23 protein-coding genes are annotated in these 25,491 nt (G+C 73.9%); 10 read left to right on the top strand and 13 right to left on the bottom strand.

Going from position 1 to position 25,491, the window contains the following annotated elements; all coding sequences use genetic code 11:
- Nucleotides 1–20: 20 nt before the first annotated feature.
- A complete protein-coding gene (locus tag AB0C33_RS39460) occupies nucleotides 21–659 on the bottom strand; it encodes a response regulator transcription factor (RefSeq protein ID WP_358297574.1) in 639 nt (212 codons plus the stop codon).
- A complete protein-coding gene (locus tag AB0C33_RS39465; protein WP_358297577.1) occupies nucleotides 637–1,518 on the bottom strand; it encodes a histidine kinase in 882 nt (293 codons plus the stop codon). The genes AB0C33_RS39460 and AB0C33_RS39465 overlap by 23 nt, the downstream gene beginning before the upstream one ends.
- 331 nt (nucleotides 1,519–1,849) lie before the next feature.
- Here AB0C33_RS39465 and AB0C33_RS39470 point away from each other — a divergent pair, with 331 nt between their 5' ends.
- From AB0C33_RS39470 to AB0C33_RS39480, 3 genes are all read left to right on the top strand, one after another.
- Nucleotides 1,850–3,001, top strand: coding sequence for an IS701 family transposase (locus AB0C33_RS39470; RefSeq protein ID WP_358297580.1), 1,152 nt, complete (start codon nucleotides 1,850–1,852; stop codon nucleotides 2,999–3,001).
- Between the two features lie 35 nt (nucleotides 3,002–3,036).
- Nucleotides 3,037–4,149 carry a low temperature requirement protein A gene (locus tag AB0C33_RS39475; RefSeq protein ID WP_358297583.1) on the top strand — a complete coding sequence of 371 codons (1,113 nt, stop codon included), beginning with the start codon at nucleotides 3,037–3,039 and terminating at the stop codon, nucleotides 4,147–4,149.
- 90 nt (nucleotides 4,150–4,239) lie between these two features.
- Nucleotides 4,240–5,202, top strand: coding sequence for a hypothetical protein (locus AB0C33_RS39480; RefSeq protein ID WP_358297586.1), 963 nt, complete (start codon nucleotides 4,240–4,242; stop codon nucleotides 5,200–5,202).
- Between the two features lie 83 nt (nucleotides 5,203–5,285).
- Here the strand turns inward: AB0C33_RS39480 and AB0C33_RS39485 are convergent, their stop codons facing one another.
- Genes AB0C33_RS39485 through AB0C33_RS39495 form a run of 3 tightly spaced genes read right to left on the bottom strand, consistent with a single transcriptional unit; the run spans nucleotide 5,286 to nucleotide 7,879 of the window.
- The gene (locus AB0C33_RS39485) at nucleotides 5,286–6,620 is read right to left on the bottom strand and encodes a HAMP domain-containing sensor histidine kinase (RefSeq protein ID WP_358297587.1); all 1,335 of its coding nucleotides are present in this window, start codon (nucleotides 6,618–6,620) and stop codon (nucleotides 5,286–5,288) included.
- Entirely contained in the window at nucleotides 6,617–7,288 is a 672-nt protein-coding gene (locus AB0C33_RS39490; protein ID WP_358297590.1) for a response regulator transcription factor, read from the bottom strand. The genes AB0C33_RS39485 and AB0C33_RS39490 overlap by 4 nt, the downstream gene beginning before the upstream one ends.
- Before the next feature lie 51 nt (nucleotides 7,289–7,339).
- Nucleotides 7,340–7,879: a hypothetical protein gene (locus AB0C33_RS39495; protein ID WP_358297593.1), complete on the bottom strand. Its 540-nt coding sequence runs from the start codon at nucleotides 7,877–7,879 to the stop codon at nucleotides 7,340–7,342.
- A gap of 260 nt (nucleotides 7,880–8,139) precedes the next feature.
- On the opposite strand from AB0C33_RS39495, the gene AB0C33_RS39500 reads away from it, so the two are divergent.
- A complete protein-coding gene (locus tag AB0C33_RS39500; RefSeq protein ID WP_358297596.1) occupies nucleotides 8,140–9,015 on the top strand; it encodes a diacylglycerol kinase family protein in 876 nt (291 codons plus the stop codon).
- Nucleotides 9,016–9,019: 4 nt separating this feature from the next.
- Here the strand turns inward: AB0C33_RS39500 and atpB are convergent, their stop codons facing one another.
- From atpB to AB0C33_RS39525, 5 genes are all read right to left on the bottom strand, one after another.
- Nucleotides 9,020–9,796, bottom strand: a complete 777-nt coding sequence (gene atpB, locus AB0C33_RS39505) for a F0F1 ATP synthase subunit A (RefSeq protein WP_358297599.1) — start codon at nucleotides 9,794–9,796, stop codon at nucleotides 9,020–9,022.
- A 143-nt stretch (nucleotides 9,797–9,939) separates the two neighbouring features.
- A complete protein-coding gene (locus AB0C33_RS39510; RefSeq protein ID WP_358297601.1) occupies nucleotides 9,940–10,533 on the bottom strand; it encodes a response regulator transcription factor in 594 nt (197 codons plus the stop codon).
- Nucleotides 10,530–11,969: a histidine kinase gene (locus AB0C33_RS39515; protein WP_358297603.1), complete on the bottom strand. Its 1,440-nt coding sequence runs from the start codon at nucleotides 11,967–11,969 to the stop codon at nucleotides 10,530–10,532. Before AB0C33_RS39515 ends, AB0C33_RS39510 begins: the two co-directional genes overlap by 4 nt.
- Before the next feature lie 140 nt (nucleotides 11,970–12,109).
- Entirely contained in the window at nucleotides 12,110–13,456 is a 1,347-nt protein-coding gene (locus AB0C33_RS39520) for an MFS transporter (RefSeq protein ID WP_358297606.1), read from the bottom strand.
- Complete coding sequence (locus AB0C33_RS39525; RefSeq protein WP_358297609.1) at nucleotides 13,449–14,042, bottom strand: winged helix-turn-helix domain-containing protein; 594 nt, start codon at nucleotides 14,040–14,042, stop codon at nucleotides 13,449–13,451. Before AB0C33_RS39525 ends, AB0C33_RS39520 begins: the two co-directional genes overlap by 8 nt.
- A gap of 135 nt (nucleotides 14,043–14,177) precedes the next feature.
- Between AB0C33_RS39525 and AB0C33_RS39530 the strand changes: the two genes are divergently transcribed.
- The 6 genes from AB0C33_RS39530 (at nucleotide 14,178) to AB0C33_RS39555 (ending at nucleotide 19,314) form a co-directional block, all read left to right on the top strand.
- A complete protein-coding gene (locus tag AB0C33_RS39530; RefSeq protein WP_358297612.1) occupies nucleotides 14,178–14,600 on the top strand; it encodes a nuclear transport factor 2 family protein in 423 nt (140 codons plus the stop codon).
- A gap of 170 nt (nucleotides 14,601–14,770) precedes the next feature.
- Entirely contained in the window at nucleotides 14,771–15,286 is a 516-nt protein-coding gene (locus tag AB0C33_RS39535) for a 2Fe-2S iron-sulfur cluster-binding protein (protein ID WP_358297614.1), read from the top strand.
- On the top strand, nucleotides 15,283–16,278 hold the full coding sequence (locus AB0C33_RS39540) for a xanthine dehydrogenase family protein subunit M (protein WP_358297617.1): 996 nt from the start codon (nucleotides 15,283–15,285) through the stop codon (nucleotides 16,276–16,278). Before AB0C33_RS39535 ends, AB0C33_RS39540 begins: the two co-directional genes overlap by 4 nt.
- Nucleotides 16,279–16,364: 86 nt before the next feature.
- A complete protein-coding gene (pip, locus tag AB0C33_RS39545; protein ID WP_358297769.1) occupies nucleotides 16,365–17,336 on the top strand; it encodes a prolyl aminopeptidase in 972 nt (323 codons plus the stop codon).
- 107 nt (nucleotides 17,337–17,443) lie between these two features.
- Complete coding sequence (locus AB0C33_RS39550) at nucleotides 17,444–18,133, top strand: response regulator transcription factor (protein WP_358297620.1); 690 nt, start codon at nucleotides 17,444–17,446, stop codon at nucleotides 18,131–18,133.
- Nucleotides 18,130–19,314: an ATP-binding protein gene (locus AB0C33_RS39555; protein WP_358297623.1), complete on the top strand. Its 1,185-nt coding sequence runs from the start codon at nucleotides 18,130–18,132 to the stop codon at nucleotides 19,312–19,314. Before AB0C33_RS39550 ends, AB0C33_RS39555 begins: the two co-directional genes overlap by 4 nt.
- A 225-nt stretch (nucleotides 19,315–19,539) precedes the next feature.
- Here the strand turns inward: AB0C33_RS39555 and AB0C33_RS39560 are convergent, their stop codons facing one another.
- The 3 genes from AB0C33_RS39560 to AB0C33_RS39570 form a co-directional block, all read right to left on the bottom strand.
- Nucleotides 19,540–20,868, bottom strand: coding sequence for a cytochrome P450 (locus AB0C33_RS39560; RefSeq protein WP_358297625.1), 1,329 nt, complete (start codon nucleotides 20,866–20,868; stop codon nucleotides 19,540–19,542).
- A gap of 189 nt (nucleotides 20,869–21,057) precedes the next feature.
- Nucleotides 21,058–22,623 (bottom strand): protein kinase, encoded by a 1,566-nt coding sequence (locus tag AB0C33_RS39565; protein WP_358297628.1) that lies wholly within the window; start codon nucleotides 22,621–22,623, stop codon nucleotides 21,058–21,060.
- 71 nt (nucleotides 22,624–22,694) lie between these two features.
- The gene (locus tag AB0C33_RS39570; protein WP_358297631.1) at nucleotides 22,695–25,484 is read right to left on the bottom strand and encodes an FAD-binding and (Fe-S)-binding domain-containing protein; all 2,790 of its coding nucleotides are present in this window, start codon (nucleotides 25,482–25,484) and stop codon (nucleotides 22,695–22,697) included.
- Nucleotides 25,485–25,491: the final 7 nt, after the last annotated feature.

Genomic DNA, 25,491 nt, shown 5'->3' on the forward strand with positions numbered 1-25,491 from the left:
CGGCCATGGCGGAGGAGGCGTCAGAGCGTCAGCAGTGAGGCGGCCATGGCCTTGTTCACCGCGTCGAGGCGGGAGGTGGCGTCGAGCTTGGTGAAGATGTTGCGCAGGTGACGCTTGACCGTGCCTTCGGCGATCATCAGCCGGGTGGCGATCTGGGCGTTGCTGAGGCCCTGGGCGGCCAGGGACAGCACGCTCAGCTCCCGCTCGGACAGCTTCCCGGCGCGCGGCCGGCCGGACATCATCAGGCTCTCCCGCGACACCGACAGGACGACGCGCTCGGCGTCCGCGCAGACGCCGCGGATGGCCTGCACCAGCTCCTCCCGGCCGACGCTCTTGAGCAGGTAGCCGCGCACGCCGTGGGCGATGAGCTCCTGCACCAGCACCGGGTCGTCGTACATGCTCAGCACGATGACGCGGGACCGGGGCGAGACCCGGTGGATGTGGGTGGTGGTGCGCACGACGCCGTCGCCGGGCATCTCCACGTCGAGCACCACGACGTCCGGCCGCAGCGCCTCGGCCGACTTCACCGCCGCGCGCGCGTCCCCCGCGGTGGCGACGACACGAAGGTCGGGTTCGAGCTCCAGCGTCTGCTTGAGCGTCTCCCGCAGGATCGTGTGGTCGTCGGCGATGAGGACGTCAATGCTGCCTTCTCTTTGCATCCGATGTTTCCTTCGGCCGCTCGTCCCGGACAGGCCGGACAGGGGCACGGAAGACGACCTCGGTGCCCTTCCCGGGGGTGCTCTCTATGGTCACCAGGCCGCCCAGAGCGACCCCGCGCTCGCGCATGGAGGTCAGGCCGTTCCCCTGTTTCGCGCGCCAGCCCGAGAAACCCCGGCCGTTGTCCCGCACAATTGCTGTGATCCGGTCGTGCGCAATCTTGACGCACACTTCGAGCAGGTCGGCGCCCGCGTGGGAGATGCTGTTGGTAATGGCTTCGCGTAATATCAGGAATAACTCGTCCCGAATGCGCGGAGGCAGGCCCTCGACATCGCCGATAAGGGTGATGCGATGCTCCAGCCGCGGGTCCACAATGGTCGTCATGAGCCGCACAAGCGCTTGCTCCATTCCCGGCCAATAGGCGTGAACGCGCAGGTCGGATATGACGTCGCGGATTTCCTGGTGGGCTCTCAGCAGCGCGGCCTTCGCCTCCTTCACATGCACCGGGAAACCGTCCGTACCACGTGCGTGACCGATTTCGGCGAGCTCCAGCTGCCGGCTCGCCACGCTGATCTCGTGGCCCACCCGATCGTGCAGGTCGCGGGAAATTCGCCGCCATTCCCGGGCGTCGGCGCGGCCGCCGTCCGTCGCCCCGGCCAGGGCTCCGGGAGAGCGGTCCGTACTGGCCTTGAGCCGGGCCACCATCAGGTCGAGGAGCTCTTCCGCCAACTCCGCGCACTCGCCGGGAGCGGCCCCGGAAGTTGATTCTTCAATTTCGCCGCACAGCTGTGCCAAGATCGCAGCCTTATGGGCCTCGATCCGTTCGGCTATCACAACCGTGGGCTGGATGTTGCACTGCACTGGTCATCCCCCGTAGTGTGTGTCGCCTTACTCAGTCACCGGCGCAGATCCCCGCATCATATGATCACATGATTCCGGCGGATGCAAGAGTGCACTCCAGACTCATCGGGCGGCAAGTCCTTTACCCGCACATCCTGACTGAGGCCGCGTGTGATGTAATACCGGGTTATCGATGAGCACCCGGTAGATGCCTCCGGGAGTACTCCCTTTAATACTCCCGGACAGCTGCGCTGCCACCTTGGTGTTACTCTCTTGTGCGAACCAAAACTTAACTGCGATCCTGACCGCGTTCGCCATTACGGATCTTCTCTAATGCAGGTGAGGGGCGGTCATGAGAGAACTCGCGGTGAACGAGCGTGAAGAGTTCGCAGAATTCTTCGGTACGATATTCGGTTCGCTGCCGCGCTCCGACCAGCGTAGCGCGGCCGAGTCGTACGTGCTGGGGCTGCTGCACGCGGGCGGGCGCAAGTCCATCCAGCGCATCGCCGACGAGGTGGGCGGCCCGCACAACGGCCAGTCGCTCCAGCAGTTCGTCAACCAGAGCCGCTGGGACCCGCGCCCGGTCCGCCGCACCGTCGCCGACGTGCTGGCGGCCGGCGCGCCCCCGGCCGCCTGGCTGGTGGAGGAGGTGGCCTTCGCCAAGCACGGCCGCTGGTCGGCGGGCGTCGAGCGCCAGTACGTGCGCGGCCTCGGCCGCACGGTCAACTGTCAGGTGGGCGCGGCCGTGCTGATGAGCTCGGGCGAGGCGGCCGTGCCGGTCAACTGGCGGCTGTGCCTGCCGCGGTCGTGGGAGGCCGACCACGACCGGCGGGCCCGGGCGCACGTGCCCGACCAGGAGCGGCACCGGCCCTTCGGCGAGCACGTGATCGACCTGGTCGACGACCTGACGCTCGACTGGGGCACGCCCGTCGCGCCGCTGGTGGCCGACCTCACCCACGTCCGGGGCGTCGCCGACCTGCTGCGCGGCCTGGAGGACCGCGGCCTCGACTACGTCGTCGAGGTCGACGCCCGCCACCGGGTCCGGGCCTCGATGAGCGTGGTGCGCGGGGGCGGCCCGCGGGCCCGCGTCGCGCTGGCCGAGGCGGCGCAGGCCGCGGCCGGGGCGGAGCGGCGCACGGTGGCCTGGTGGGAGGGGCCGCGGGGGCGGTCGCTGCGTTCGCAGTTCGTCCTCCTGCCGGTCTCCGACGACCACGCGCGCTCGCGCAGGCTGCTGGTGGAGTGGCCGCTCGGCCGGCCGCGGCCGCGGGCGTTCTGGCTGACGAACATGTCCGTGCCGGCGCAGGAGCTGGTCGCGCTGGCCAAGTCCCGCTGGCGGGCCGCCCACGCCATCGGCGAGCTGGCCGAGGGCTTCGGGCTGTTCGACTACGAGGGCCGTTCCTTCCACGGCTGGCACCACCACGTCACGCTGGCCTCGGCCGCATACGCCTTCGACGTGCGCTGGCGGCTGGCCGCGGGCGCCGAGCCCGCGCTGCTGCCCGCGTGAGCACCCGCACGACGTACGAGGAGTCACACCGCTCGATGAAGCCGAAAGCAGACAAGCAAGTCACCTGGGTCGAGCTCTTCTTCGACCTGGTCTTCGTGTTCGCCGTCACCCAGCTGTCCGACCTGCTCCACCGCGGCCACGGCTGGGGCAGCGTGGGGCAGGCCGTCGTCGTGCTGGTGCCGACGTACTGGGCCTGGGTGGGCATGGCGGTGCACGCCAACACCCGCGACGTCAACAACACCCCCGACCGGCTGGGCATCCTGGCGCTCAGCCTGTGCGGCCTGTTCATGGCGCTGGCCACCCCCCTGGCCTACGAGGAGCGCGGGCTGATGTTCGGCGCCGCGTACTTCGCCCAGCGCTCGCTGCTGGCCGCCCTGTACTTCCGCGGCCGGCCGTTCGAGCTGGTCAACCCCTTCACGCTCTCGGTGTGCGTGACCGGGCCGCTGCTGCTGGCCGGGGGCCTGCTCGACAGCGGCGCCCGGGTGTGGGTCTGGGCCGCGGCCGCCGCCATCGACCTGGCCGCGCCGGTGCTGACCCGCAGCCACCTGGTGCGAGTCACCTTCCACCCCCATCACTTACCCGAGCGGTTCGGCCTGTTGCTGATCATCGCGATGGGCGAGCCGATCCTGGCCATCGGCGCGCAGGCGTCATCGGCGCGCCCGCTGGCCGTGGGCTCGATCGGCGCGGTCGCCGCGACGTTCGTGCTGGCCTGCGCTCTGTGGTGGGTGTACTTCATCTTCGCCGCCGAGTCGCTGCCCAAGGCCCTGGACGAGGCCGTGATCCGCACCGACCTGATCCGGCGCGTCTTCTCCTACGGCCACCTGGCCTTCATCGGGTCGATCATGGCGATGGCGGTGGGCATGGCCGAGGTCGTCTCCCATCCGGGCCAGGTCTTCGCCCCACCCGTGACCGCGCTGCTGTTCGGCGGCTGCGCCCTGTACTTCGCGACGTTCTGCTACGCCCGCTGGCACATCTTCGGCAAGTGGTCCGGGCCGCAGCTCGCCATGCCGGTGGCCAGCCTGGCGATCATCCCGATCGCGTTGCAGGCGCCGGCGCTGCTGTCCGTGGCCGCCCTGGTGCTCGTGGTGATGACGTTCAACTTCCTGGAACATTCGCGAGCCAGATCCGAGTCCGACGCCTTGACTTAGCGCGCGCTCTAACCGGCAGGGTGAGGGCGGCGGCGCCCGTCGTGCGGGCCGCCACCAGGACCTGAGCCGGGTGGACAACTGAGGAGCGTCATGAAGAATCCCGCTGTTCGAGTCGCGGTCGCCTACCTGGTGTCCGCGGTCGTCGGCGCCGTGATCATCGGTTCGTTCGTCGGAGCGCTGCACCACCCGGTTCCGCACGGGGTGCCGCTCGCCGTGGTGGGCCCCGACGCCGCCCGGCTGGAGCAGGCCGCGGGCGGGGCCGTGGACGCGCGCCCGTACGCCGACGCGGCCGCCGCGCGGGCGGCGGTGCTCCGGCGCGAGGTCGAGGCCGCCTACCTGGCGGGCGAGGGCCGGCTGCTGGTCGCCAGCGCGGGCGGCGACACGGCGGCCCCGCACTTCATCGCCCTGATGCAGCGCGCCGCCGGACGGCAGCTCGCGGTCGAGGACGTGCGGCCGCTGGCCGAGGGCGACTCCTCCGGCGTGTCCGGCATGTTCTACGTGCTGGGCCTGCTGCTGACCGCGCTGGCCACGACCGTGCTCACCATGCGCATGCAGCCGATGATGCACCGGGGGCTGCGCCTGGCGGTGCTCGCGCTCGGCGCGGTGACCGGCGGCCTGGCGCTCACCTGGGTCGTCGACGGCCTGCTCGGCGCGCTCACCGGCGCCCCGCTCGGGCTCCTGGCCGTCTCCGGCGCGGTGATCTTCCTGGTCTCGGTGGCGGTGAACGGGCTGATGCGCCGCTTCGGGCCGCGCGGCGTGATCGCGGCGGCCGTGCTGTTCATCCCGATCGGCCTGCCGGCCAGCGGCGGCCCGTTCGGCGCCGCGTTCATCGAGCCCTGGTACGCGGCGCTCGGCTACGTGCTGCCCACCCGGTCGGCGCTCGAACTGGTGCGCAGCGTGGTCTACTTCGACGGCGCCGCCCTGGCCGTCCCGCTGACGGTGCTCGGGCTGTGGGCGGTGCTCGGCCTGGCGCTGATGGCGCTGCCGCCGCGCCCGATGCCCCGGCCCGCCGCGCCCGCCACGCCCGCGGTGCCCGTCGCCGGGGCTCACTGACCGCCGGACAGGCCACCGGCCCCATGACCGGCGCGGCCGCGGGTGCGGGGGTCCGCGCCCGTGGTCGCGCCCTCAGTGTCAGGTCACGCGCTCGGGGGCAGCGCGAGGACCAGCCGCACGCCGGGCCGCAGCGGCTCGGCGCGCACCGATCCGGCGTGCGCCTCGGCTATCTGGCGGACGATGGCCAGGCCGAGCCCCGAACCTGGCAGGGAACGGGCCGACTCGGCCCGGTAGAACCGGTCGAACACGAACGGCAGGTCATGGGCCGCGATGCCGGGGCCCTGGTCGGCCACCGACAACGAGCCCGCGGCGTCCACTCGTACCAGGACCACGCCGCCGGGCGGGCTCCACTTGATCGCGTTGTCCACCAGGTTGGAGACCGCCCGTTCGATCGCGTCGGCGTCGGCCGTCACCAGGCACTCGGCCAGCTCGCCGCGCAGCCGTACGTGCGGGGCGCGGGCCGCGGCCCTGGCCAGCACACGTCCGGCCACCAGGTCGAGCCGCACGTCCTCCAGGTGCAGCTCGACGTCGCCGTGCCTGGCCAGCTCGACCAGGTCGTTCACCAGCACCCGCAGCTCCTCGGCCTGGACGCGGGCCTCGTGCACCAGGGCCGGGGCCTGCGGGTCGGCCGTGCCGCGCCCCTCCTCCAGCAGCTCCAGGTTCGTGGTGAGGCTGGTCAGCGGCGTGCGCAGCTCGTGGGAGGCGTCGGCGACCAGGCGCCGCTGGGCCAGCACCGACTCGCGCAGCGCGTGCGTCATCGTGGTGAACGAGCCGGCCAGGCGGGCCACCTCGTCCCGTCCGGCGCCCATGCCCTCCAGCCCGTCGGCGGTGAGGGTGCCGGTGACGGTGACCCGCTCCACCACGGCCGTCAGCCGGGCGACGGGCCGCAGCGCCCGGCCGGCGAGGAGACGCGCGCCCGCCGCCGCGACCAGCGCGCCGCCCAGGGTCAGCGCGGCCAGCAGCAGCTTGAGCGCGTTCAGCGTCTCCTCGTCGCGGTTCAGCGGGAAGGCCGTGCGCACCAGGACGCCCTTGCCCAGGTTGAGCGGGGCGGTGTAGAGCCGGTAGCGCACGCCGTCGTGGGTGACGTCCCGGAAGTAGGGGGGCAGCTTGCCGAACGCGACCGCCTGGTCCTGCTCGGCCAGCGGCACGAACCCGTCGGTCGGGCCGGTCAGCAGCGGGTCGGGGCAGAACTGCAGCAGCGTGTTGCCCACCGGGAGGGGCCTGGCCGGCAGCGGCGAGTCGGCGGCCTTCAGCGACTCCAGCAGCCGCGGCGCCTGCCCGGCGGCCAGCACCAGCTCCCCGTCGTGCTGGCCGGCCAGCCCCGCCGCGGCCGCCGGGTAGACCACCAGCGAGACCGCCAGCAGCGCGGCGGCCACCACGGCGGCGACCGTCAGCGCGACCCTGGTGCGCAGCCTCACGGCTCCTCCCGCAGCACGTACCCCAGGCCGCGAACGGTCTGGATCAGCCGCGGCTCTCCCCCGGCCTCCAGCTTGGCCCGCAGGTAGCTGATGTAGACCCACAACGCGTTCGAGGACGGCCCGAAGTCGTACCCCCAGACCGAGTCGAAGATCACCTCGCGGCTGAGCACCCGGCCCGGGTTGCGCAGGAACACCTTCAGCAGGGTGTACTCGGTCCTGGTCAGGTCGAGCGGCCGGCCGCCGCGGCTGGCCCGGCAGGCGGCCGGGTCCAGCTCCAGGTCGGCGTGGCGGAGCAGGCCCTGCGCGGGCGCGCTGCGGCGCAGCAGCGCGCGCAGCCTGGCCCGCAGCTCCTCCAGCGCGAACGGCTTGACCAGGTAGTCGTCGGCGCCCGCGTCCAGGCCCGCGACCCGGTCGCCGACCAGGTCGCGGGCGGTGAGCATCAGGATCGGGGTGCGGTCGCCCGCGGCCCGCAGGCGGCGGCACACCTCCAGGCCGTCCAGGCCGGGCATCATGATGTCCAGCACCACCGCGTCCTGACGTCCGCCGCCGGCCGCCTCCAGGGCGCGCAGGCCGTCGGCGGCGACGCTGACGTCGTAGCCCTCGCGGGTGAGCGCGTGGGTCAGGGAGCGGCGGACCGCCTCGTCGTCGTCGGCAACAAGGACGTGCATGGTGCCACTCTCCCCTCCGCACCCCCGGCTGAGGAAGATCGGTGCCGGTCTCTATGCGGGCTCGGCACCGGCCAGCGCTCGTTTGACGTTCCGCAGGGCCTGCTCCAGCCGGTCCGGCGTGACGCCGAGGTGCTCGGCCACCGCGCCGAACCCGGCCGAGTCCGGGTCCACGCGGCCCTTCTTCGTCAGGGCGTCCAGCTCCTTGACGGCGCGCAGGGCGCGGTCGTACCCGACGCCCAGCTCGGCCGCGAGCGCCTTGGCGAACGCCTCCTGGGAGATGCCGTGGTCCTTGTTGTCCGGTTTGCCGGGCTTTCCTGGGTGGTCCGTCTTTTCGGGGCCGCAGCCGGGCCTGCCGTCGCGCGGCTTCCCGCCGCCGGGGTCCTTCCGCACGTCGGTCCGTACGCCGGCCTTCACGCCGGCCTTCACGCCGGCGGTCTTCTCGCCCGCGTGGCCCTTGGCCACGTCGGCGGGCGCGCACGTCGACGAGACCTCGGCACACGGGCCGGCCGCCGCGGCCGGCACCGCCCCGGAGGCGGCCAGCGTCAGGGCCGCCGCCGCCCCGAGGGCCAGCGCGGTCTTTCGTGGGTTCATGTCGGTTGCCCTTCTGGCGGCCGGTCCCCGGTGGCCCGGCCCGCTGCGGCAACTCAACCGCGGCCACCTTCACCCCACCGTCGGGGAACCTTAGGAACGCCATAGAAGCCGTCGGGAACCTTCAGCAACGCCATGGAAGGCGCGCCGTCGCGTCCCGCGCGCCGGACCTTCGCCCCGCGAACGGGTTCGGGCGGCGGGGCATTGTGCCAGGCGCCCGGGGAAGAGACCGATCCGCCCAGCGGAAGGGAAGGCGAGGACCCGTGAGACTTCTGGTGATCTGCAACCGGCAGGCCGGCGGCGTCGGCGACGACAGCACGCGGGAGGTGCTGCGGCTGCTGCGGGCGGAGGCCGACGTGCGGGTCTGCGACGGCGACGCGCGGGAGGCCGCCCGGTCGCACGACGACCGGGTCCCGGTGGTGATGGGCGGCGACGGAAGCGTGCACGCGCTGGTCGCCGCGCTGCTGGAGCACGGCCGCCTGGACGCCGGCCCGGTCGGGCTGATCCCCATGGGCACCGGCAACGACCTGGCCCGCACGCTGGGCATCCCGCTCGACCCGGCCGAGGCGGCCCGCGTCGTGCTGGCGGGGCACGAACGACCCGTGGACCTGCTGATCGACGACGACGGCGGCATCGTGGTCAACGCCGCGCATCTCGGCGTGGGCGCGCACGCCGCCGAGCGGGCCGCGCCGCTGAAGCCGCTGCTCAGCCGGGCCGCGTACGCGGTGGGCGCGGTGCTGGCGGGCGCGGGGACGGGCGGATGGCGGCTGCGGATCAGGGTGGACGGCGCCCAGGTGTGCACCGGCCGCCGCCGCGTGCTCATGGCCGGCGTCGGGAACGGCGCCACGATCGGCGGCGGCACGCCGCTGACCCCGGCGGCCCGGCCCGACGACGGGCTGGCCGAGGTGGTGGTCTCCTACGCCACGGGACCGCTGGCGCGGCTGGCCTTCGCCACCGGGCTGCGCCGCGGCCGGCACCCCGCCCGCCCCGACGTGCAGACCTTCCGTGGCAGGCGGATCACCGTGGCGGGCGGGCCCGTCCCGGCCAGCGTGGACGGTGAGCTGGAGCAGGTGGCGGAGCGGCGCACCTGGATCGTGCGGCCGTCCGCCTGGCGGGTTCTGGCGCCGCCGGCGTCCTGACCGGTCAGTGCTCCGGGTGCACGGACTGGCCGAGGTACATGGCGGTGAGCATGGTGAACAGGTACGCCTGCAGGAACATGACGAAGATCTCGAACGCGGTCAGCAGGCACGTCATGAACACGCCCAGCACGCCCACCGCCACGCCGCCCACGGTCGGCCGCTCCACCAGGAACCAGTAGCCGACCGCGCTGAAGAAGGCCAGCAGCGTGTGCCCGGCGAACATGTTCGCGAACAGCCGCACGGCATGGGTGAACGGCGCGGTGACGAAGATGTAGAACAGTTCGAGCGGCGCGTACAGGGTGATCGCCAGGGCCTTGGGCAGGCCCTCGGGGAACATCGCGTTCCTGAGGTAGCCGGCCAGGCCCTGGTGCCTGAACCCGAGGTAGAGCTTGAGCAGGTAGACGACTCCGGCCAGCACCCAGGGGAAGGCGACGTGGGCGGTGACCGGGAACTGGAGCAGCGGGATCACGCCCATCACGTTCCAGAGCAGGATCAGCAGGAAGAGCGTGAGCAGCAGCGGCATCCAGCGGTCGGCGTCGGCGCCGAGCGACGGGCGGGCGATCTGGTCGCGGACGAACAGGTAGGCGTACTCGCCCGCGTTCTGCAGGCCGCGCGGCACCAGCCTGGGCCGGGAGAAGGCGCCCCAGGCCAGCGCGCACACCACGAGCACGCCGGCGGCGGCCAGCAGCACCGGCTTGGTGAGCCAGAGCGGCGCGCCGTCCCACAGCGCGGGGTAGTCGAACAACTCCGGTCCGGGCGGGCGGAAGTCGTCGGAGGGCATGGCGAAGCTCCTCTTGAGAGGTTGCGAGGTTACGGGCTTGCGGGGTCACGGGTTGCGGGCTTGCGGGGTTCCCGGGCTACGGGCTTGCAGGGTTGCGGGGTGGCCGGGTTGCGGGCTTGCAAGGTTGCGGGGTGGCCGGGGGGTCAGAGCCAGCCGCGGGACTCGGCGACGCGGGCGGCCTCGGCGCGGTTGCGCGCCCCGGTCTTGGTGATCGCCGAGGACAGGTAGTTGCGTACGGTGCCCTCGGTCAGGAACAGGGTGCGGGCGATGTCGGCGACGGTCGCGCCGCCGGAGGCGGTCCGCAGCACCTCGGCCTCGCGCTGGGTGAGCGGGCTCGGCCCGACGGTCAGGGCGGACACCGCCAGCTTGGGATCGATCACCGTCTCACCGGCCATCACCCGGCGCACGGCCGCGGTCAGCTCGGCCACCGGCGCGTCCTTCACCACGAACCCGGACACGCCCGCGTCGAGGGCGCGGCTGAGGTAGCCGGGCCGGCCGAACGTGGTGACGATGACCACCCGGTGGCCGCGCAGGCGTTCGGCGACCTCCAGGCCGGACATGCCGGGCATCTCGATGTCGAGCAGGACCACGTCGGGGCGGTGCTCGGCCACCGCGGGCTCGACCAGGTCGCCCCGGCCGACCTCGGCCACCACCTCGATGCCGTCCTCCAGGGCGAGCAGCGCGGCCAGTCCGCCGCGGACGAGGTCCTGGTCGTCGGCGATGAGGACGCGGATCACGGCACCTCCAAGGGCACTCGGGCTTGCAGCCGGTAGCCGCCGGCGGGCAGCGGCCCGGCCTCCAGACGTCCGCCGGCGGCAGCGATCCGCTCAGCCAACCCAGTCAGCCCATTGCCCCCAACAGCCCCGCCCCCCTGAACCACCGCTCCCCCGACCCCGACCCCGCCGGCCGCGTCCCCTTCCGCCCTGCCCCCGTCGGCCCTGCCCCCGTCGGCACCGGCCCCTCCAGCACCGGCCCCTCCAGCACCGGCCCCTTCAGCACCGGAGAGGCCCCCCTCAGCCCCGGATCCGGCTCCGTCGGCCAGGCCCCTGAAGGCCGCAGGCCCGGCCGCCTCGGCTCTGGTTCCGAGCCCTTCGGCTCCGGGGTTGTGGGCGTCGTCGCCGTTGACCGCGTCTCCGGCGGATCGGGTGGCGGGGCCGGGGGCCGCGTCTCCGGAGGATTCGGGGCCGGGGCCGTCGTCGCGGATCTCGACGGTGGCGGTGTGGTCGTCGACGGCGAGGTCGATGTGGCAGTGGCGGGCGCGGCTGTGGCGCACGACGTTCGTGGCGGCCTCCCGTACGGTCCAGGCCAGCAGCGTCTCGGCGGCGGCCGGGACGGGCCCGGCGGCGGGCGAGACCTCCAGCCGGATCCCGGCCAGGTCCAGGCTGTGGGCCGCCGTGCGCAGCTCGCCCGACAACGAGGGGGCACGGTAGCCGGCGACGGCGTGGCGCACCTCGTCGAGCGCCTGGCGGGCGGCGCGTTCCACGTCGGCCATCTCGCGGGCGGCCCGTTCCGGGTCGGTACGGGCCAGCCGGGCGGCCAGCTGGCTCCTGATGGTGATCGAGGTGAGCGTGTGGCCGAGCGTGTCGTGCAGGTCGCGGGCGAAGCGCAGGCGTTCGTTGTCCACGGCGAGCCGGGCGACGTGGGCGCGGGCGGCGTCGAGCCGGGCGACCATCTCGCCCAGGTGCTTCAGGCTCGACACCGTCACCGCCTCGACCAGGATCACCAGCGGCACCCACCAGACCTGCTCGAACGGCCGCCCGTACGCCGCCAGCGCGGCCACCACCACGACCATCGTCACCGCCGCCGACACGACGAAGGCGACCCGCGAAAGGCAGGCCGACAGGGCGCTGACCACGAACACGAACCCGACGTACGCCCACGGCGCCCGCAGCACCGGCAGCAGCGCCAGCGCGGCGGCCACCAGCCCCACCGGCGCCCAGGTCAGCGTCGCCGCGCCCAGGGCGCTGAGCGCCCGCCACATGATCCGCAGCCAGCACGCCACGAAGATCGCGACCGCCGCGACCACCCACACCACGGCGAGCACGCCGGGACGCGAGGAGAAGAACGACCACAGCGGCCACACCACCAGCAGCAGCCACCCGCACGACCCGGCGCGCGCCGCCGTCCGGCCCCGGCCGAACTCCACCTCCCGCACCGCCGCCTCACCCGTCACAGGGCCCGACGGTAACGCCCGGCGGCCGGCGCGGCGACCGCCGGGGGCCGCCGTCCTTGAGTTTCAGCATGGGACCAGCCTGCTGGGAGTGGCGGCGCCGGGTGTAGTGCCGACAGTCAGAGACGCCTCCATGACAAACGTCATGGTCGACTCCCGTCGGAAGCGGCGCGCCCGGGGTGGGGTGGGCGGTTCGTCAGCACGAGCACGCCCGCGGTGACGAGCCCCGCCGCGTGCAGACACAACGCGGGAACGATGCCGACGACCTCGCCGAGCACCCCGGCGGCCGCCATGCCGAGCAGCGAGGTGACGGCCTGGGCACTCGCGAGCAGCCCGATGAGGCCGCCCCGGCGCTCGTCGGTGGTGGCCGTCTGGGCCAGCGTCGCGAACCCGGCCATCGCCGCCGCCGCCGGGAGCCCGGCCAGCGCGATCAGCACGAGGGCGGGCCACAGCGCGTCGAGGGCGAGGGGGTAGGCGAACAGCGCCAGGTCGAGCAGGCCGAACGCGACCGTGCCCCAGCCGAGGAGCACCCGTGGCGCGGGGTCGCGCCGGTGCAGGGCCACGGCCAGCCCACCGGCCAGCCCGCCGACCGCCTGCACCGACAGGAACAGCCCGTACGCGTCGCCCTGGCCGCCCAGCACGTCGGCCACGAAGGGGGCGGCGAGCGTGGCGAAGATCCCCTCGCCCAGCCCCGTGATCACCATGTACGCGACCAGCAACCGGATGCCGGGATTCCCCATGGCCGACCGCACCCCGGAGGCCCACTGGGCGCGGACGGACGGCGCCCGCGCCACGACCGGCGACCTGGCCGGGACACGCAGGGTCGCCTGCAGGACCGCGGAGATCACGAAGCTGGCCACGTCGAGCAGGACGATCGCGGGCAGCCCGCCCGCCGTGACGGCGACGCCGCCCAGCATCGCCCCCAGCAGCCGGGCGAGCTGACCGCTCTGGCCGTGCAGGGCGTTGGCCCGGACCAGCCCGGACGCGGGCACGAGCTGCGGGACGAGCGCCCGTTGCGCCGGGGCGAGCAGGGTGCCGAGCACGCCGGTCCACAGGGCGACCGCGTAGACGATCCAGACCTGGGCGGGGCCGCGTACCGCCAGCAGGGGCAGCAACCCGAGCCCGAGCAGCACGTCGGTGACGACCAGCAACCGGCGGCGGTCCCAGCGGTCGGCCAGCACCCCGGCCACGGACCCGAGCAGGACGGCGGGCAGCCGGGAGACCAGCAGCATGATCGCGGTGGACAGCGTGGAGCCGGTCAGGCGATAGACGTGGAACGCCAGCCCAGTGCTGATCACCCAGTCGCCCGTCTGGGACACGACGGACGCGACCAGCAACCGCCCGAACCCCCGCCCGCCGCCGGGCGACACCCACCCGCCACCGCCCCGCGCCGGCCACCGACGAGCCGCGCTCTCCCGGCCCGGCGGCTCCTCGGCCGTTCGCCCGCCGGCCCGGCCGGTCTCCGCGGCCGGAGGACGTCGCTCAGTCACCGGAGGCCGTCGGGGCGAGCGGGATCACCATCTGCGTCACCAGCACGGGCCGGGCCCCTTCCGGACGGGCCGCCGCGTCGTCCACGCGGGCCATCAGCGGCCGCAGCAGGTCGGCGACGGCCTCGCCGAGCGCCGTGATCTCCTGCGGGGTGACGTAGAGGTAGGTGTTGCCGATGCCGCCGACGCCCCGCCAGGGCTCCTCCTCGCCCCGCCGCGCCTCCTGCCACTCCACCAGCCGCGACAGCGCCCGCTCGGCCAGGACCTGCTCCAGCAGACTGCGGGCGGCCGACCGCTCTGACCCGGTGACGTCGTCGTCCCACAGCTGGACGCTCGCGGTCACCTTCCAGGGCCGCTCCCGCTCGTCGCGCGCCTCGGCCTGCTCCACCAGGCCGTATTTGGCCAGCTGCCGCAGGTGGTAGGAGGCCAGCGCCTGGCTGATCCCGACCTCGCGGGCGGCGTCGGCGGCGGTGGTCGCCCCCGATCGCAACAGCAACTCGTGCAGCGCCAGCCGGACCGGATGGGCGAACGCCCGCATCGCGGCGGGATCGTCGAGCACCAGCCGCCGCCCCGCAGATTCCAAAGACATGCTTGGAATGTTCCGCCACCCGCCCCGGCGATGTCAAGGATTCCTTTGGAATGCCGCCGGAATGCCGCCGGGATACCGCCCGCGGTTACCTCCGGGGTAATCGACGGCGTTCAGGCGGGCCGCAAGACTGGGGGCATGGAGAGGGACACGCGGGACATCGTGCAGGAGTTGTTGCGGCGGATCGGCGAGGGCGATCCGGAGCAGGTGGCGGAGTTGTTCGCCGAGCCGGTCGACTGGCAGCTCAGCTGGCCCGTCGAGGGGCATCCGGCGGTGCCGTGGATCCGGCCCAGGTCCGGGCGGGCCGAGGTGGCCGAGCACTACCGTTCGCTGGGGGCGCATCACGTGCCGGAGCTGAACGGCACCACGGTGCGGCAGATCCTGGTCGACGGGCCGGACGCCGTGGTGCTGGGGCAGATCGTGCAGACCGTGCGCGCGACCGGCGTCGCCTACACCACGCCGTTCGCGCTGCACCTGACCGTCGAGGGCGGGCTGATCACGCGCAGCCACATCTACGAGGACAGCTTGACGGTCGCGGAGGCCATGACCGCCAAGGGGTGATCCCTTGGGAGTGCCGGTGGGGGCGCGGGCGACGGCGGGATCCTCGCCTGATGACCCGTATTCGGCAATGCCCGCCACCGTTTTGTCCCTCGACCGGCGCACGGACCGCGTCGTCCCGCCCAGATGCGGGTTACGGTGATCGCCACAGTTCGTACGGCCGGAGGGATGGGATGGACGGCCGCGCCCCGCTCCCCCTGCGCGTCAACGGCCGGCCGCACGAGCCGCCGGCGGACCCGCGCGTGTCCCTGCTCGACTTCCTGCGCGAGCATCTCCGGCTGACCGGCACGAAGAAGGGCTGCGACCAGGGGGCCTGCGGCACCTGCACCGTCCTGGCCGACGGCTCGCGGGTCTACGCGTGCCTGCTGCTGGCCGTCCAGTGCGAGGGGATGGAGATCGTCACCGTCGAGGGGCTGGCGGACGACGAGGTGGGCGCGCGGGTGCAGGACGCGTTCGTCCGGCACGACGCCCTGCAGTGCGGATACTGCACGCCCGGCCAGGTCTGCTCGGTCGCCGGGCTGCTGGCCGAGCTGCGGGACGGCGTGCCCAGCGCCGCGACGCCCGACCTGACCGCTCCCCCGCGCGAGCTGACCGACGCCGAGCTCGGTGAGCGCATGGCGGGCAACCTGTGCCGGTGCGGGGCGTACCACCACATCGCCGCCGCCGTCCGGGAGGTCGCCGCGAGGTGAGGGAGTTCGCCTACCTGCGGGCGGCCAGTGTGGCGGAGGCCGTCGCGATGATGGCCGCGACGCCGCCGGACGGCGGCCCGGCCCGCTACCTGGCCGGCGGGACGAACCTCGTCGACCTCATGCGGGAGGAGGTCGAGCGGCCGGGCCGGGTGGTGGACATCTCGCGCCTGCCGCTGTCGGCCGTCGAGGACCTGCCCGGCGGCGGGCTGCGGCTCGGCGCGCTGGCCGGCAACACCAAGGTCGCGGCCGACCCGCGGGTGCGGCGCCGCTATCCGGTGCTCGCCCGCGCCATCCTGGCGGGCGCCTCGCCGCAGTTGCGCAACCGCGCGACCGTGGGCGGCAACCTGCTGCAACGTACGCGCTGCCGCTACTTCTACGACACCGCCGCCGCCTGCAACAAGCGCGTGCCCGGCGCGGGGTGCGACGCGCTGGAGGGCTTCAACCGCGCGCACGCCGTCCTGGGGGCGAGCCCGAGCTGCGTCGCCGTCCACCCCTCGGACATGTGCGTGGCCCTGGCCGCCCTCGACGCGACCGTCAACCTGACGGGGCCGCGGGGGGCGCGGAGCGTGCCGTTCACCGGCTTCCACGTCCTGCCCGGCCGGACGCCGCAGGTGGAGACCGTGTTGCGGGACGGCGAACTGGTCACGAGCGTGGATCTGCCGCCCGCGCCGCCGGGGCGCGGGGCGTACGCGAAGGTCAGGGACCGGGCCGGGTTCGCGTTCGCGCTGGTGAGCACGGCCGTGCTGCTGCACGTCGAGGACGGCCGGATCGTGTTCGCGCGGGTCGCGCTCGGCGGGGTGGCGCACAAGCCGTGGCGCGCCCACGCCGCCGAGGACCTGCTGACCGGCGCCGTCCCGGACGCGTCCGCCTTCGCGCGGGCCGCCGGCGTGGCGCTGGCCGAGGCCCGCCCGCTGCGGCACAACGCCTTCAAGCCGGTGCTGGCCGCACGGCTGCTCCGCCGCACGCTCACCGAACTCGCGCGCCCGTCGTAACTCGGCCGCACAGGGTGAATCGGCCGCACAGCGTGAATCGGCCGCGCGCCGGGCGGCCGGGGCGAGTAGGTCTGGTAGCCATGACGCTGATGACGTTCTACCCGCCCGTCGAGCCCTACGAGAGCGGCCTGCTCGACGTCGGCGACGGCCAGGAGATCTACTGGGAGACCTGCGGCGACCCCGGCGGCAAACCGGTCGTCCTCCTCCACGGCGGTCCGGGCGGCGGGCTGCTGCCCGTGCAGCGCCGGTTCTTCGACCCCGCCGCCTATCGGATCGTCCTGTTCGACCAGCGCAACTGCGGGCGCAGCCGCCCGCACGCCGCCGACCCCGGGGTGTCGCTGGAGGCCAACACCACCTGGCATCTGGTCGCGGACATGGAGCTGCTCAGGCGGCGGCTCGGGATCGACCGCTGGCAGGTGTTCGGCGGTTCGTGGGGGGCGACCCTGGCCCTGGCCTACGCGCGCCGCCACCCCAGCCGGGTGACCGACCTGGTGCTGCGCGGCGTCTACCTGGCCAGCGCGGCCGACGAGGCGTGGGCGTTCACCGGTTCGGGGGCGGCCCGGCTGTTCCCGGCGGAGTGGGCGGCCTTCCGGGACGCGATCCCGCAGGCCGAGCGGGACGACCTGCTCGGCGCGTACCACCGCCGCCTGTTCGACCCGGACCCCGAGGTGCACCTGCCGGCGGCGCGGGCGTGGGCGGCGTGGGAGCTGGCGGCCAACACGCTGCTGCCCGCGCCTCCCCCTCCGCTGACGGACCGGGAGGTGCTGGGCTTCGCCCGGATCGAGGCGCACTACTTCACCCGGCGCTGCTTCCTGCGGGAGGGCGAGCTGCTCGACGTGGCGGCGATCCGGGACGTGCCCTGCGTCATCGTCAACGGCCGCTACGACATGAAGACGCCGCCCGACGCCGCCTGGGAGCTGCACCGCGCCTGGCCGGAGGCCGAGCTGCGGATCGTCGAGGACGCCGGCCACGGCGGCGCCGAACCCGGCACGCTGCACGAGCTCGTCAGGGCCACCGACGGCTACCGTCCGAACGCCCGTGCACCACAGGATTCATGATCTACAATGCGAACTTGTAGTGGTTTTGCAGGACTTGCTGGTCTTGCACGCTTCTGCTCACCGTTGTTGACATGTCACCTCGTTCGCAGCCTGCCGCGGAGCAAGACGTGATCCGGATCGCCGTGATCGACGACCACGAGCTGATCCGCCATGGGCTGGAGTACCTCCTGCACCGGCACGAGGACCTGCAGGTGGTGCTGCGGGGCTCGTCCGTCGGGGACCTGCGCGGCTTCGACGCCGGGTACGACGTGCTGATCCTCGACCTCTACCTGGCCGAGGACCGGCCGTGCCTGGCCGCGGTCAAGGAGTTGTCGGCCGTCACGCGGGTCCTCATCGTGTCGGCCTCCGGACGGCCCGCCGACGTGCTGGCGGCGATCCGCTGCGGAGCCAACGGATACGTCACCAAGGACGCCCCCTCCGAGCTCATCGTCGCCGCCGTGCGCACGGTGGCCGCGGGCGGCTTCTACCTGTCGGCGGGCCTGGCCGACATCCTGCAGAGCGAGCTGGACGACGACACCCGCCCGCCCGCCGCGGCCGACGGCTCCGGGAACGGCGAGGACGGCTCGGAGGGCGGCTCGGAGGGCGACGCCCGGCCCCGGCTGTCGGCGCGGGAGGAGGAGACCCTGTCCTACATCGCCCAGGGCTTCACCCACGCCCAGGTGGGCCGCCGGATGGGCGTCAGCAAGGCCACCGTCGACACCTACGTCGAGCGCATCAGGGCCAAGCTGCAGGTCGGCAACAAGGCGGAGCTCACGCGCGCGGCGCTCAACCGGCTCGAACGCCGCGACCGGCCGTGAGCCCCCCGCGCCCGCCGCGTCCGCCCGGGACGGCGGTCGCCGGCATGGAGCGCAGCCGGGCCCTCACCATGGTGGTCGTCCGGGTGGGCGCGCTGGTGTTGTGCGGGTCGCTGGAGGTGCTGGGCGACGGGCGGTGGCTGACGCTCGGGCCGCTGCCGTACCTGCTGGGGGCGATGGGCGCGGTCAGCCTGCTGGTGTGCGTGGTCACGGCGGCCCGCGCCGCGCTCGCGCCGCGCGCGCTGCTCTGCGTGGACCTCGGCCTGGTGACGGCGGCGGTGCTCGCCGCCGGGCACTACGCGGGCTCGCGGGTGACCGACGGCTGGCCGGGCACGGTCCTGCCGTACGTGCTGCTCGTCGGCATCATGGCCGGCATCTCCTTCCGCACGTTCCCCGTCGTGCTGGCGTGGACGGCGGCGCTGGGCGGCGCGCTGGTCCTCGGGTACGTCCAGGCGGACCTGGCGTGGTGGGCCGGGCTGCCGCACGTCGCCGGGCTGACCACGAACGCCACGATGGCCGCGTACGTCATGCGCATCCTGTTCAGGACCGCCGGCGACCTGGACCTGGCCAGGGCCGAGGAGCTGCGCCGCTCGGCGCAGCTGTCGCAGGAGCGCGAGCGCGGCAGGACGGCCCGCGTGCTGCACGACCGGATCCTGCAGACCATGGAGGCGCTGACCCGCGACGGCTGGATCGCCGACGACTCGGTCAGGGCGCGGGTGGCGGAGGAGTCGCAGTGGCTGCGCGCCTTCCTGCGCGGCGACGACGGTGATCCGGCCGAGGACGTCGTCGCCGCCCTGGAGGAGGTCGTGCGGCAGGCGGTCGGCAGCGGGCTGCGGGTGGAGTTCAACGCGGGCCGGCTGCGTTCGGCGCCGGAACGCGAGGGCATGCCGGCCGAGGTCGTCGAGGCGCTGAGCGGCATCCTGCGCGAGGCGCTGACGAACGTGCGCAAGCACGCGGGCGTGCGGCACGCCGTGGTACGGGCCGAATGCCGGTCCGGGACGCTGGCGCTGAGCGTGCTCGACCACGGCAGCGGCTTCGACCCGGACGCGCCGACGACCGGCCTCGGCATCGCCCGTTCCATCCGGGAGAGCGCCCGCGCGGTGGGCGGCAGCGCCGACGTCGAGGCCGCTCCCGGCGAGGGGACGCTGGTGTCGGTGCGCATCCCGCTGCCGTCGGCCGAATGACGTCCCGCCGACACACCACAGGTCGCATGACAGATCTGCGCGGGGTGAGGCTCTTGCCGTCGTAGCCGGTCGAGCGACCGACCAGCCTGCGTTCCACCCACACGTTGCAGTTGCTCCGACCAGGTGCACGCGCCCGAGGTCCCGGCGCGGGCCTGCCCGAGCCCGCCGCCAGGGCTGCTGGACGCGGGCCGGCCCAGCACTCAGCCGGCAGTGGGCGATCAGCGATCAGTGACGGCTCTCGGCTGGACGACGGGGAGACAAGCGTACGGGGAGTGACTGGACGGAGTTGGAGAACAGGGACGGAACGGGGACGAGGTCGCCGGCGGGCACGGCCAGCCGCATGTCGGGGTAGCGATCGAAGAGCGCGGCCAGCGCGAGCGTGACTTCCAGACGGGCCAGTGAAGCGCCTGGGCAGGCGTGGGGGCCACCTCCGAAGGCCAGATGCCTGCTGGGCGGCCGGCGCCAATCGAAGTCGGCGGCATCGGCGCCGTGCTGGGCACGGTCACGGCCGAGGAGGCTGTAAGGGGCCAGGATGGCGTCGCCGGCGGGGATGGTGACGCCCGCGAGGGTCAGGTCGGTGCGGGGGTAACGCGCCATGAAGTTGCCGATCGGCGCGTCCCAGCGCAGGACCTCTTCCACCACGGCGGCCCACGTGTCCGCCGGATTCGCCGCGGCCTGATCCAGGGCGGCACTGAGCTGGCCCGGGTGGGTCAGCAGGGCGCGGACCGCGTTGAGGAGCAGGCTGAGGGTGGTTTCGTGACCGGCGGCGATCATCAGCCACAGTGTGCCGACGAGTTCGGCGTCGGTGAGCGCGTCAGGGTCATCGCGTTGGAGTGCGATCAGGTCGGTGGTGAGGTCGGCTCCGGGTTCGTCGTGGTGCTGCCGGACGAGTTCGGTGAGAACGCTGGTGATCCCGGCTTGTGTCCGGATGACCTCGTGCGGCGGTGTGGTGGACCGGAAGATGGATTCGACCAGGTGGCGCAGGTGGAGACGGTTGCTCTCGGGCACGCCGACGAGTTCGCAGACGACGGCCATCGGGATGGGATAGGCGAAGTGCCGGCGCAGGTCGACGGCGCCGGTGCCGTCGGCGTGGGCGGGCAGCGCGTCGATGACCTCGGTGATGAGGGCGGTGATGCGGGGGCGCATCTCCTGCAGGCGCCGTGCGGTGAGGGTGCGGGTGACCGGCCGGCGCAGCCGTTGGTGGGCGGCGCCGTCGGCGGTGACCATGTTGGTGACCTTGAGCATGCCGGTGAGAGGCCAGTCGTCGGGGATGGCGCCGTTGCGGACGCAGGTCCAAAGGCGCCAGTCCTTGCTGATGCCGGGGTCGGTCAGGACACTGTGCAGGAGGTCCTGATCAGTGATGGCCCATGCGGGAATGTTGCCGGGCAGCACGACGCGTACGACCGGTCCGGCGGCACGTAACCGGGCGGCTTCACCGTGGTGGTCGGCGCCGCTTTCATCCAAGGTGATGACGGGGACCACGTGATCGCCGGATGCGGCCGCTGCGGCGTCGTCGGGGTTGGCGGCGGGAGTGGACTGATGGGAAGCGGGCACCGAATCCTCCAGCACGTTGGGGTGGCGTGAGCGGCCTCGTCGATGCCCAGGCGTCCGCCGTTGACGCGGCCGGCCAGGTGTGGGTCGGTGAGCATCATCCTCAACGCTTGCGCGATCCAGATCAAGGTGGTCTCGTACCCGGCGCCGATCGTCAGAACCGACCAGCCGAAGCCGGCGGAAGGGTGCGGATCAGCCGAAGCCGTTGGGGCACAGGAAGCTCTTGATCGAGGCGGGCGCGCTCGCCACCAGCGCCGGGCGGCCCTCCAGGGAGCAGAAGTTGCTGCCGATCTGGGCGTCGAGGAACCGGGAGGCGTTCCGCCGGGCGATCAGGTCGATGGCGCCGACGCTCGGGGAGGACAGCTCGGCGGCGACCCAGGAGCCGACGCAGCGCTTGCGGGCGACCACGGCGTCCTGCGGGAGGCTGCCGCCGTTCAGCGCGGCGGCCTCGCGCAGGATCGAGCCCGAGGAGGCGCACGGCAACGTGCGGGGCCTGCTCCTGGTGGGCGTCGCCTCGGGCGTCTTCTCCGGCGTGTCGGTCTCGGTCGGGGTGTCCTCCGGGGTGTGGGTCTCCTCGGGGGTCTCGCTCTCCTCCGGGGTGTCCGTCGGGTCCGGGTCCGCGGAGGTGGCGGGCGGGTCGGTGTAGGCGGAGGCGCTGCCGTCCGGGGACGGCAGCGCCTCCGGCGTGCCGGCCGCGTTCAGCGCGAACGCCGCGCCGACCGCCACGACGGCGACGACCGCGACCACGGCGGCCGCCACCGGCCACGACCGCGCCCGCCCCCCGGACGAAGATGGCCCCAGCGGTTCCTGCCCCCCGGACGACGGCGGCCCCAGCGGTCCCTGCCCGCCGGGCGGGGGCGGTGTCAGGGGCAGTGTGCCGGGTGGAGGGGGCGGGGGTGTCAGAGGGAGCGTGCCGGACGGGGGCCGCGGCAGGAGGAGCGTGCCCGACCGGAACGCGCCGAGCAGCTCCACCGCCCCGGGACGCGCCGCCCTGTCCTTGGCGAGCGCCGCCCGGACCAGGTCGCGCACGCCCTCGGGCACCCCGGACAGGTCCGGATCGACGCTCATGACCCGGTAGGCGAGCACGTCGGGCGCCCCCGTGCCGAACGGCGGCCGTCCGGTCGCGGCGTAGACCATCAGCGCGCCCCAGGCGAAGACGTCGGCGGCGGCGTCGGCCTGGTCGCCCCGGTACTGCTCGGGGCTGATCCAGCCGGGCGAGCCGATGAGCGCGCCGGTGCCGGTCAGCCCGCTCTCGTCGAGGGCGCGGGCGATCCCGAAGTCCAGCACCTTCGCCCCGGACGCGGCCAGGATCACGTTGCCCGGCTTGAGGTCGCGGTGGACGATCCCGGCCCCGTGGATGTCGGTGAGCGCCTCGGCGATGTCCACCCCGAAGGCGACCAGGTCGTCCGGCGGCAGCGGCCCGTGGTCGCGTACGTGCTCGGTCAGCGTGGGGCCGGGCACGAACTCGGTGGCCAGCCACGGCGGCGAGGCGGCGGTGTCGGCGGACAGGACCGCGACCGTGCACCGCCCGCGCACCCGCGACAACATCTCGACCTCGCGCACGAACCGGTCGTGGAAGTGCGGGTCGGCGGCCAGCCCCGGATGGATGACCTTGACCGCGACCCGCCCGCCGTCGGGCGCGACCCCGGCATAGACCACGCCCATGCCGCCCGCGCCCATGCGGCCCACGATCCGGTAGGGACCGATGCGCTCGCGTTCGTCCATCTCCAGGGGGCCGAAGCCGCCGGGGTCGCTCATCGTGCTCCCGATCGCCGGATCTTCGCAACAGCGACGATCTTATTGACACATCGGTGTAAACCGCGCCCCCCTCAGGCGGTTGCCTCGTCGAGGAGCTCCAGGAGATGCCGGTAGGTCTGGCCGGTGGCGCGGGTCAGGCCCAGCTCGCAGGTGCGGTTGACCGAGGCGTGCGCGGCGCAGCCCGCCTCGGCCACGGAGGCGGCCTCGGCGCGGGTGGCCGAGGCGGTCAACTCGGGGTGCAGCAGGCCGCGGTCGCCGGCGAAGCCGCAGCACTGCCATCCGTCCGGGATCACGACCTGCTCGGCGACCGCCTCGGCGAGGCGGGTGACGGCGGCGTCCAGGCCGAGGCGGGTGGAGGAACAGGTCGGGTGGAGCGCCAGCGACGGCAGGCGGCGCGCCTGCGGCAGTCGGGGCAGGACGTGCTCGGCGGTGAAGGCGACCGCGTCGACCACCTGGAGGCCGGGCACCAGGTGGGCGTAGCCCTCGGTGCAGGAGGCGGCGTCGCTCACCACGGGCAGCCGGCCGCCGTCGGTGGCCCGCGCGAGCACGTCCCGGACGCGCTCGCCCATGGCCTCGTGACCGCCGGCGAAGCCCTTGGACGACCACGGCGTGCCGCAGCACAGGCTCGCGATCTTCTCCGGGACGTGCAGCGTCAGCCCGGCGCGGGCGGCCAGGCGCTGGAAGGCGGTCATCACGCCGGGGCCGCCGTCGGCGGGGGCGAACAGCGTGTTCAGGCAGGACGGCAGGTAGACGGCGTCGGCGTCGTCCGCCGGGGACGGGCGGCGCCGGGTGCCGCCGCGCGGCAGGTCGCGGCTCCACCGCGGGACGTCGTCCGCCCCGGCCACGGCTCGGGCGGCGCGCGAGGCGGCCTCGGGCAGCGCGGGCGGGACCGCGGCGGCGGTGTCGAGGGCCAGGTTCATGGCGCGGGTGACGCCGTCCCAGTGGCGGGCGGCGCTCGTCCAGGCGCGCTCGGCGGCGCGGCCGTGGCGTTCGGCGCGCAGGCGTTTGGTCAGGTCGCCGGTGTTGATGAGGACGGGGCAGGCGGTGGCGCACATGCCGTCCACGGCGCAGGTGTCCACGGCGTCGTAGGCGTAGGCGTCCTCCAGTTCGCGGGCCAGGGCGTGGTCGCCGGCCGCCTGGGCCGCGGCCAGCTCGCGGCGCAGCACGATGCGCTGGCGCGGGGTGGTGGTCAGGTCGCGGCTGGGGCAGACGGGCTCGCAGTAGCCGCACTCGACGCAGCGGTCGACCTCGGGCTCGACGGTCACGACGGTCTTGAGGTCGCGCAGGTGGGCCTGCGGGTCGTCGGTGAGGACGACGCCGGGGTTGAGCGTGCCGGCCGGGTCGCACAGGCGTTTGACCTCGCGCATCACCTCGTGCAGCTCGTCGCCGTACTGGCGGCGCACGAACGGGGCCATGACGCGGCCGGTGCCGTGCTCGGCCTTCAGCGTGCCGCCCCTGGCCAGGACGGCCTCCACCATGTCCTCGGTGAAGGCGGCGTAGCGGTCGAGGTCGGTGGCGAACCGCTCGTTGAGCATGAAGTGCAGGTTGCCGTCCTTGGCGTGGCCGAAGACGACGCTGCGCTCGTAGCGGTGCTCGGCGAACAGGGCGGTCAGGTCGTCGCACAGGTCGGCCAGCGCGGGCACGGGGACGGCGACGTCCTCCAGCAGGGCGGTCGTGCCGCTGGGGCGGGCGCCGGCGACGGTGGCGTACAGGCCCTTGCGGATGTGCCACAGCGCGGCCCGGCCGCCGGCCTCCCTGCTCAGCCGGGCGGGGGCGGCCAGGCGCAGCCCGGCGAAGACCCGCTCGGCGGCCTGCTCCCGCTCGGTGAGCAGTCCGGCGTCGGACTCCTGCCATTCGACCAGCAGCGCGGCGTGCTCGGCGACGGTCATCGCGCGCAGCGTCCCGTCGGCCTTGGGGTCGGTCTGGGCGACGCGCAGGGACTCGGCGTCCAGCAGCTCGACGGCGGCGGGCCCGGCGGCGACCAGTTCCGGCACCGTGGCCATCGCCTCGCGCAGCGTGGGGAAGACGAGCAGGCCGGTGGCGGCCAGGCGGTGGGCGGGGACGGTGCGGAAGACGGCCTCGGCGACGAAGCCGAGGGTGCCCTCGCTGCCGATGACCAGGTGGGCGAGGATCTGCGCCGGGCCGTCGTGGTCGAGGAAGCTGTTCAGTCCGTAGCCCATGGTGTTCTTCAGCGAGAACTGCTCCTGGACGCGCCGCACTGAGCCGGGGTTGCCGCGGACGCGGTCGCGCAGCCGTTCCAGTCCGGCCGCGAGGTCGGGTTCCAGGGCGCGCAGCCGCTCGTCGGCGTCGGGGGCGCCGGTGTCCAGGACGGTGCCGCTCGGCAGCACCAGCGTCATCGACTCCAGCGTCCGGTAGGTGTTGGCGTGCGTGCCGCAGGTCATGCCGCTGGAGTTGTTGGCGACGACGCCGCCGATCGTGCAGGCCGACTCGCTGGCCGGGTCGGGGCCGAGCTTGCGCCCGTACGGGGCCAGGCGGGCGTTGACCTGCCGCAGCACCGCGCCGGGCTGGACCCGTACCCGGGCGCCGTCGTCGAGCACCTCGATCGAGCGGAAGTGCCGGCGGGTGTCCACGAGCAGGTGCTCGCTGACGCCCTGGCCGCTGAGGCTGGTGCCGCCCGAGCGGAAGGTCAGCGGCAGGCCGGTGCGCAGCAGCGCGGCGACCTGGCCGGCGCTCTCGGCCACCAGCACGGCCTGCGGGGTCAGCAGGTAGTGGGAGGCGTCATGGGCCATGCCGAGCCGGTCGCTCGCGCGGGCGCGGGTGATCCCCGGGACGGCCGTCTCGACCGCCGCCAGGACGGCGGCGTCCGGCGCGTTCAGCCGTCGCGGTTCACGGTGGGTCATGCTCGTG

Origin of the sequence: Nonomuraea sp. NPDC048881 (assembly GCF_040649795.1) — a bacterium.
Lineage (GTDB): Bacteria > Actinomycetota > Actinomycetes > Streptosporangiales > Streptosporangiaceae > Nonomuraea.

Excerpts from the sequence above, each read along its gene's own strand:
- AB0C33_RS39460 (WP_358297574.1), bottom strand. The coding sequence starts at position 659 with ATGCAAAGAGAAGGCAGCATTGACGTCCTCATCGCCGACGACCACACG.
- AB0C33_RS39470 (WP_358297580.1), top strand. The coding sequence starts at position 1,850 with ATGAGAGAACTCGCGGTGAACGAGCGTGAAGAGTTCGCAGAATTCTTC.
- AB0C33_RS39475 (WP_358297583.1), top strand. The coding sequence starts at position 3,037 with ATGAAGCCGAAAGCAGACAAGCAAGTCACCTGGGTCGAGCTCTTCTTC.
- AB0C33_RS39480 (WP_358297586.1), top strand. The coding sequence starts at position 4,240 with ATGAAGAATCCCGCTGTTCGAGTCGCGGTCGCCTACCTGGTGTCCGCG.
- AB0C33_RS39490 (WP_358297590.1), bottom strand. The coding sequence starts at position 7,288 with ATGCACGTCCTTGTTGCCGACGACGACGAGGCGGTCCGCCGCTCCCTG.
- AB0C33_RS39495 (WP_358297593.1), bottom strand. The coding sequence starts at position 7,879 with ATGAACCCACGAAAGACCGCGCTGGCCCTCGGGGCGGCGGCGGCCCTG.
- atpB (WP_358297599.1), bottom strand. The coding sequence starts at position 9,796 with ATGCCCTCCGACGACTTCCGCCCGCCCGGACCGGAGTTGTTCGACTAC.
- AB0C33_RS39525 (WP_358297609.1), bottom strand. The coding sequence starts at position 14,042 with ATGTCTTTGGAATCTGCGGGGCGGCGGCTGGTGCTCGACGATCCCGCC.
- AB0C33_RS39530 (WP_358297612.1), top strand. The coding sequence starts at position 14,178 with ATGGAGAGGGACACGCGGGACATCGTGCAGGAGTTGTTGCGGCGGATC.
- AB0C33_RS39535 (WP_358297614.1), top strand. The coding sequence starts at position 14,771 with ATGGACGGCCGCGCCCCGCTCCCCCTGCGCGTCAACGGCCGGCCGCAC.
- AB0C33_RS39565 (WP_358297628.1), bottom strand. The coding sequence starts at position 22,623 with ATGAGCGACCCCGGCGGCTTCGGCCCCCTGGAGATGGACGAACGCGAG.
- AB0C33_RS39570 (WP_358297631.1), bottom strand. The coding sequence starts at position 25,484 with ATGACCCACCGTGAACCGCGACGGCTGAACGCGCCGGACGCCGCCGTC.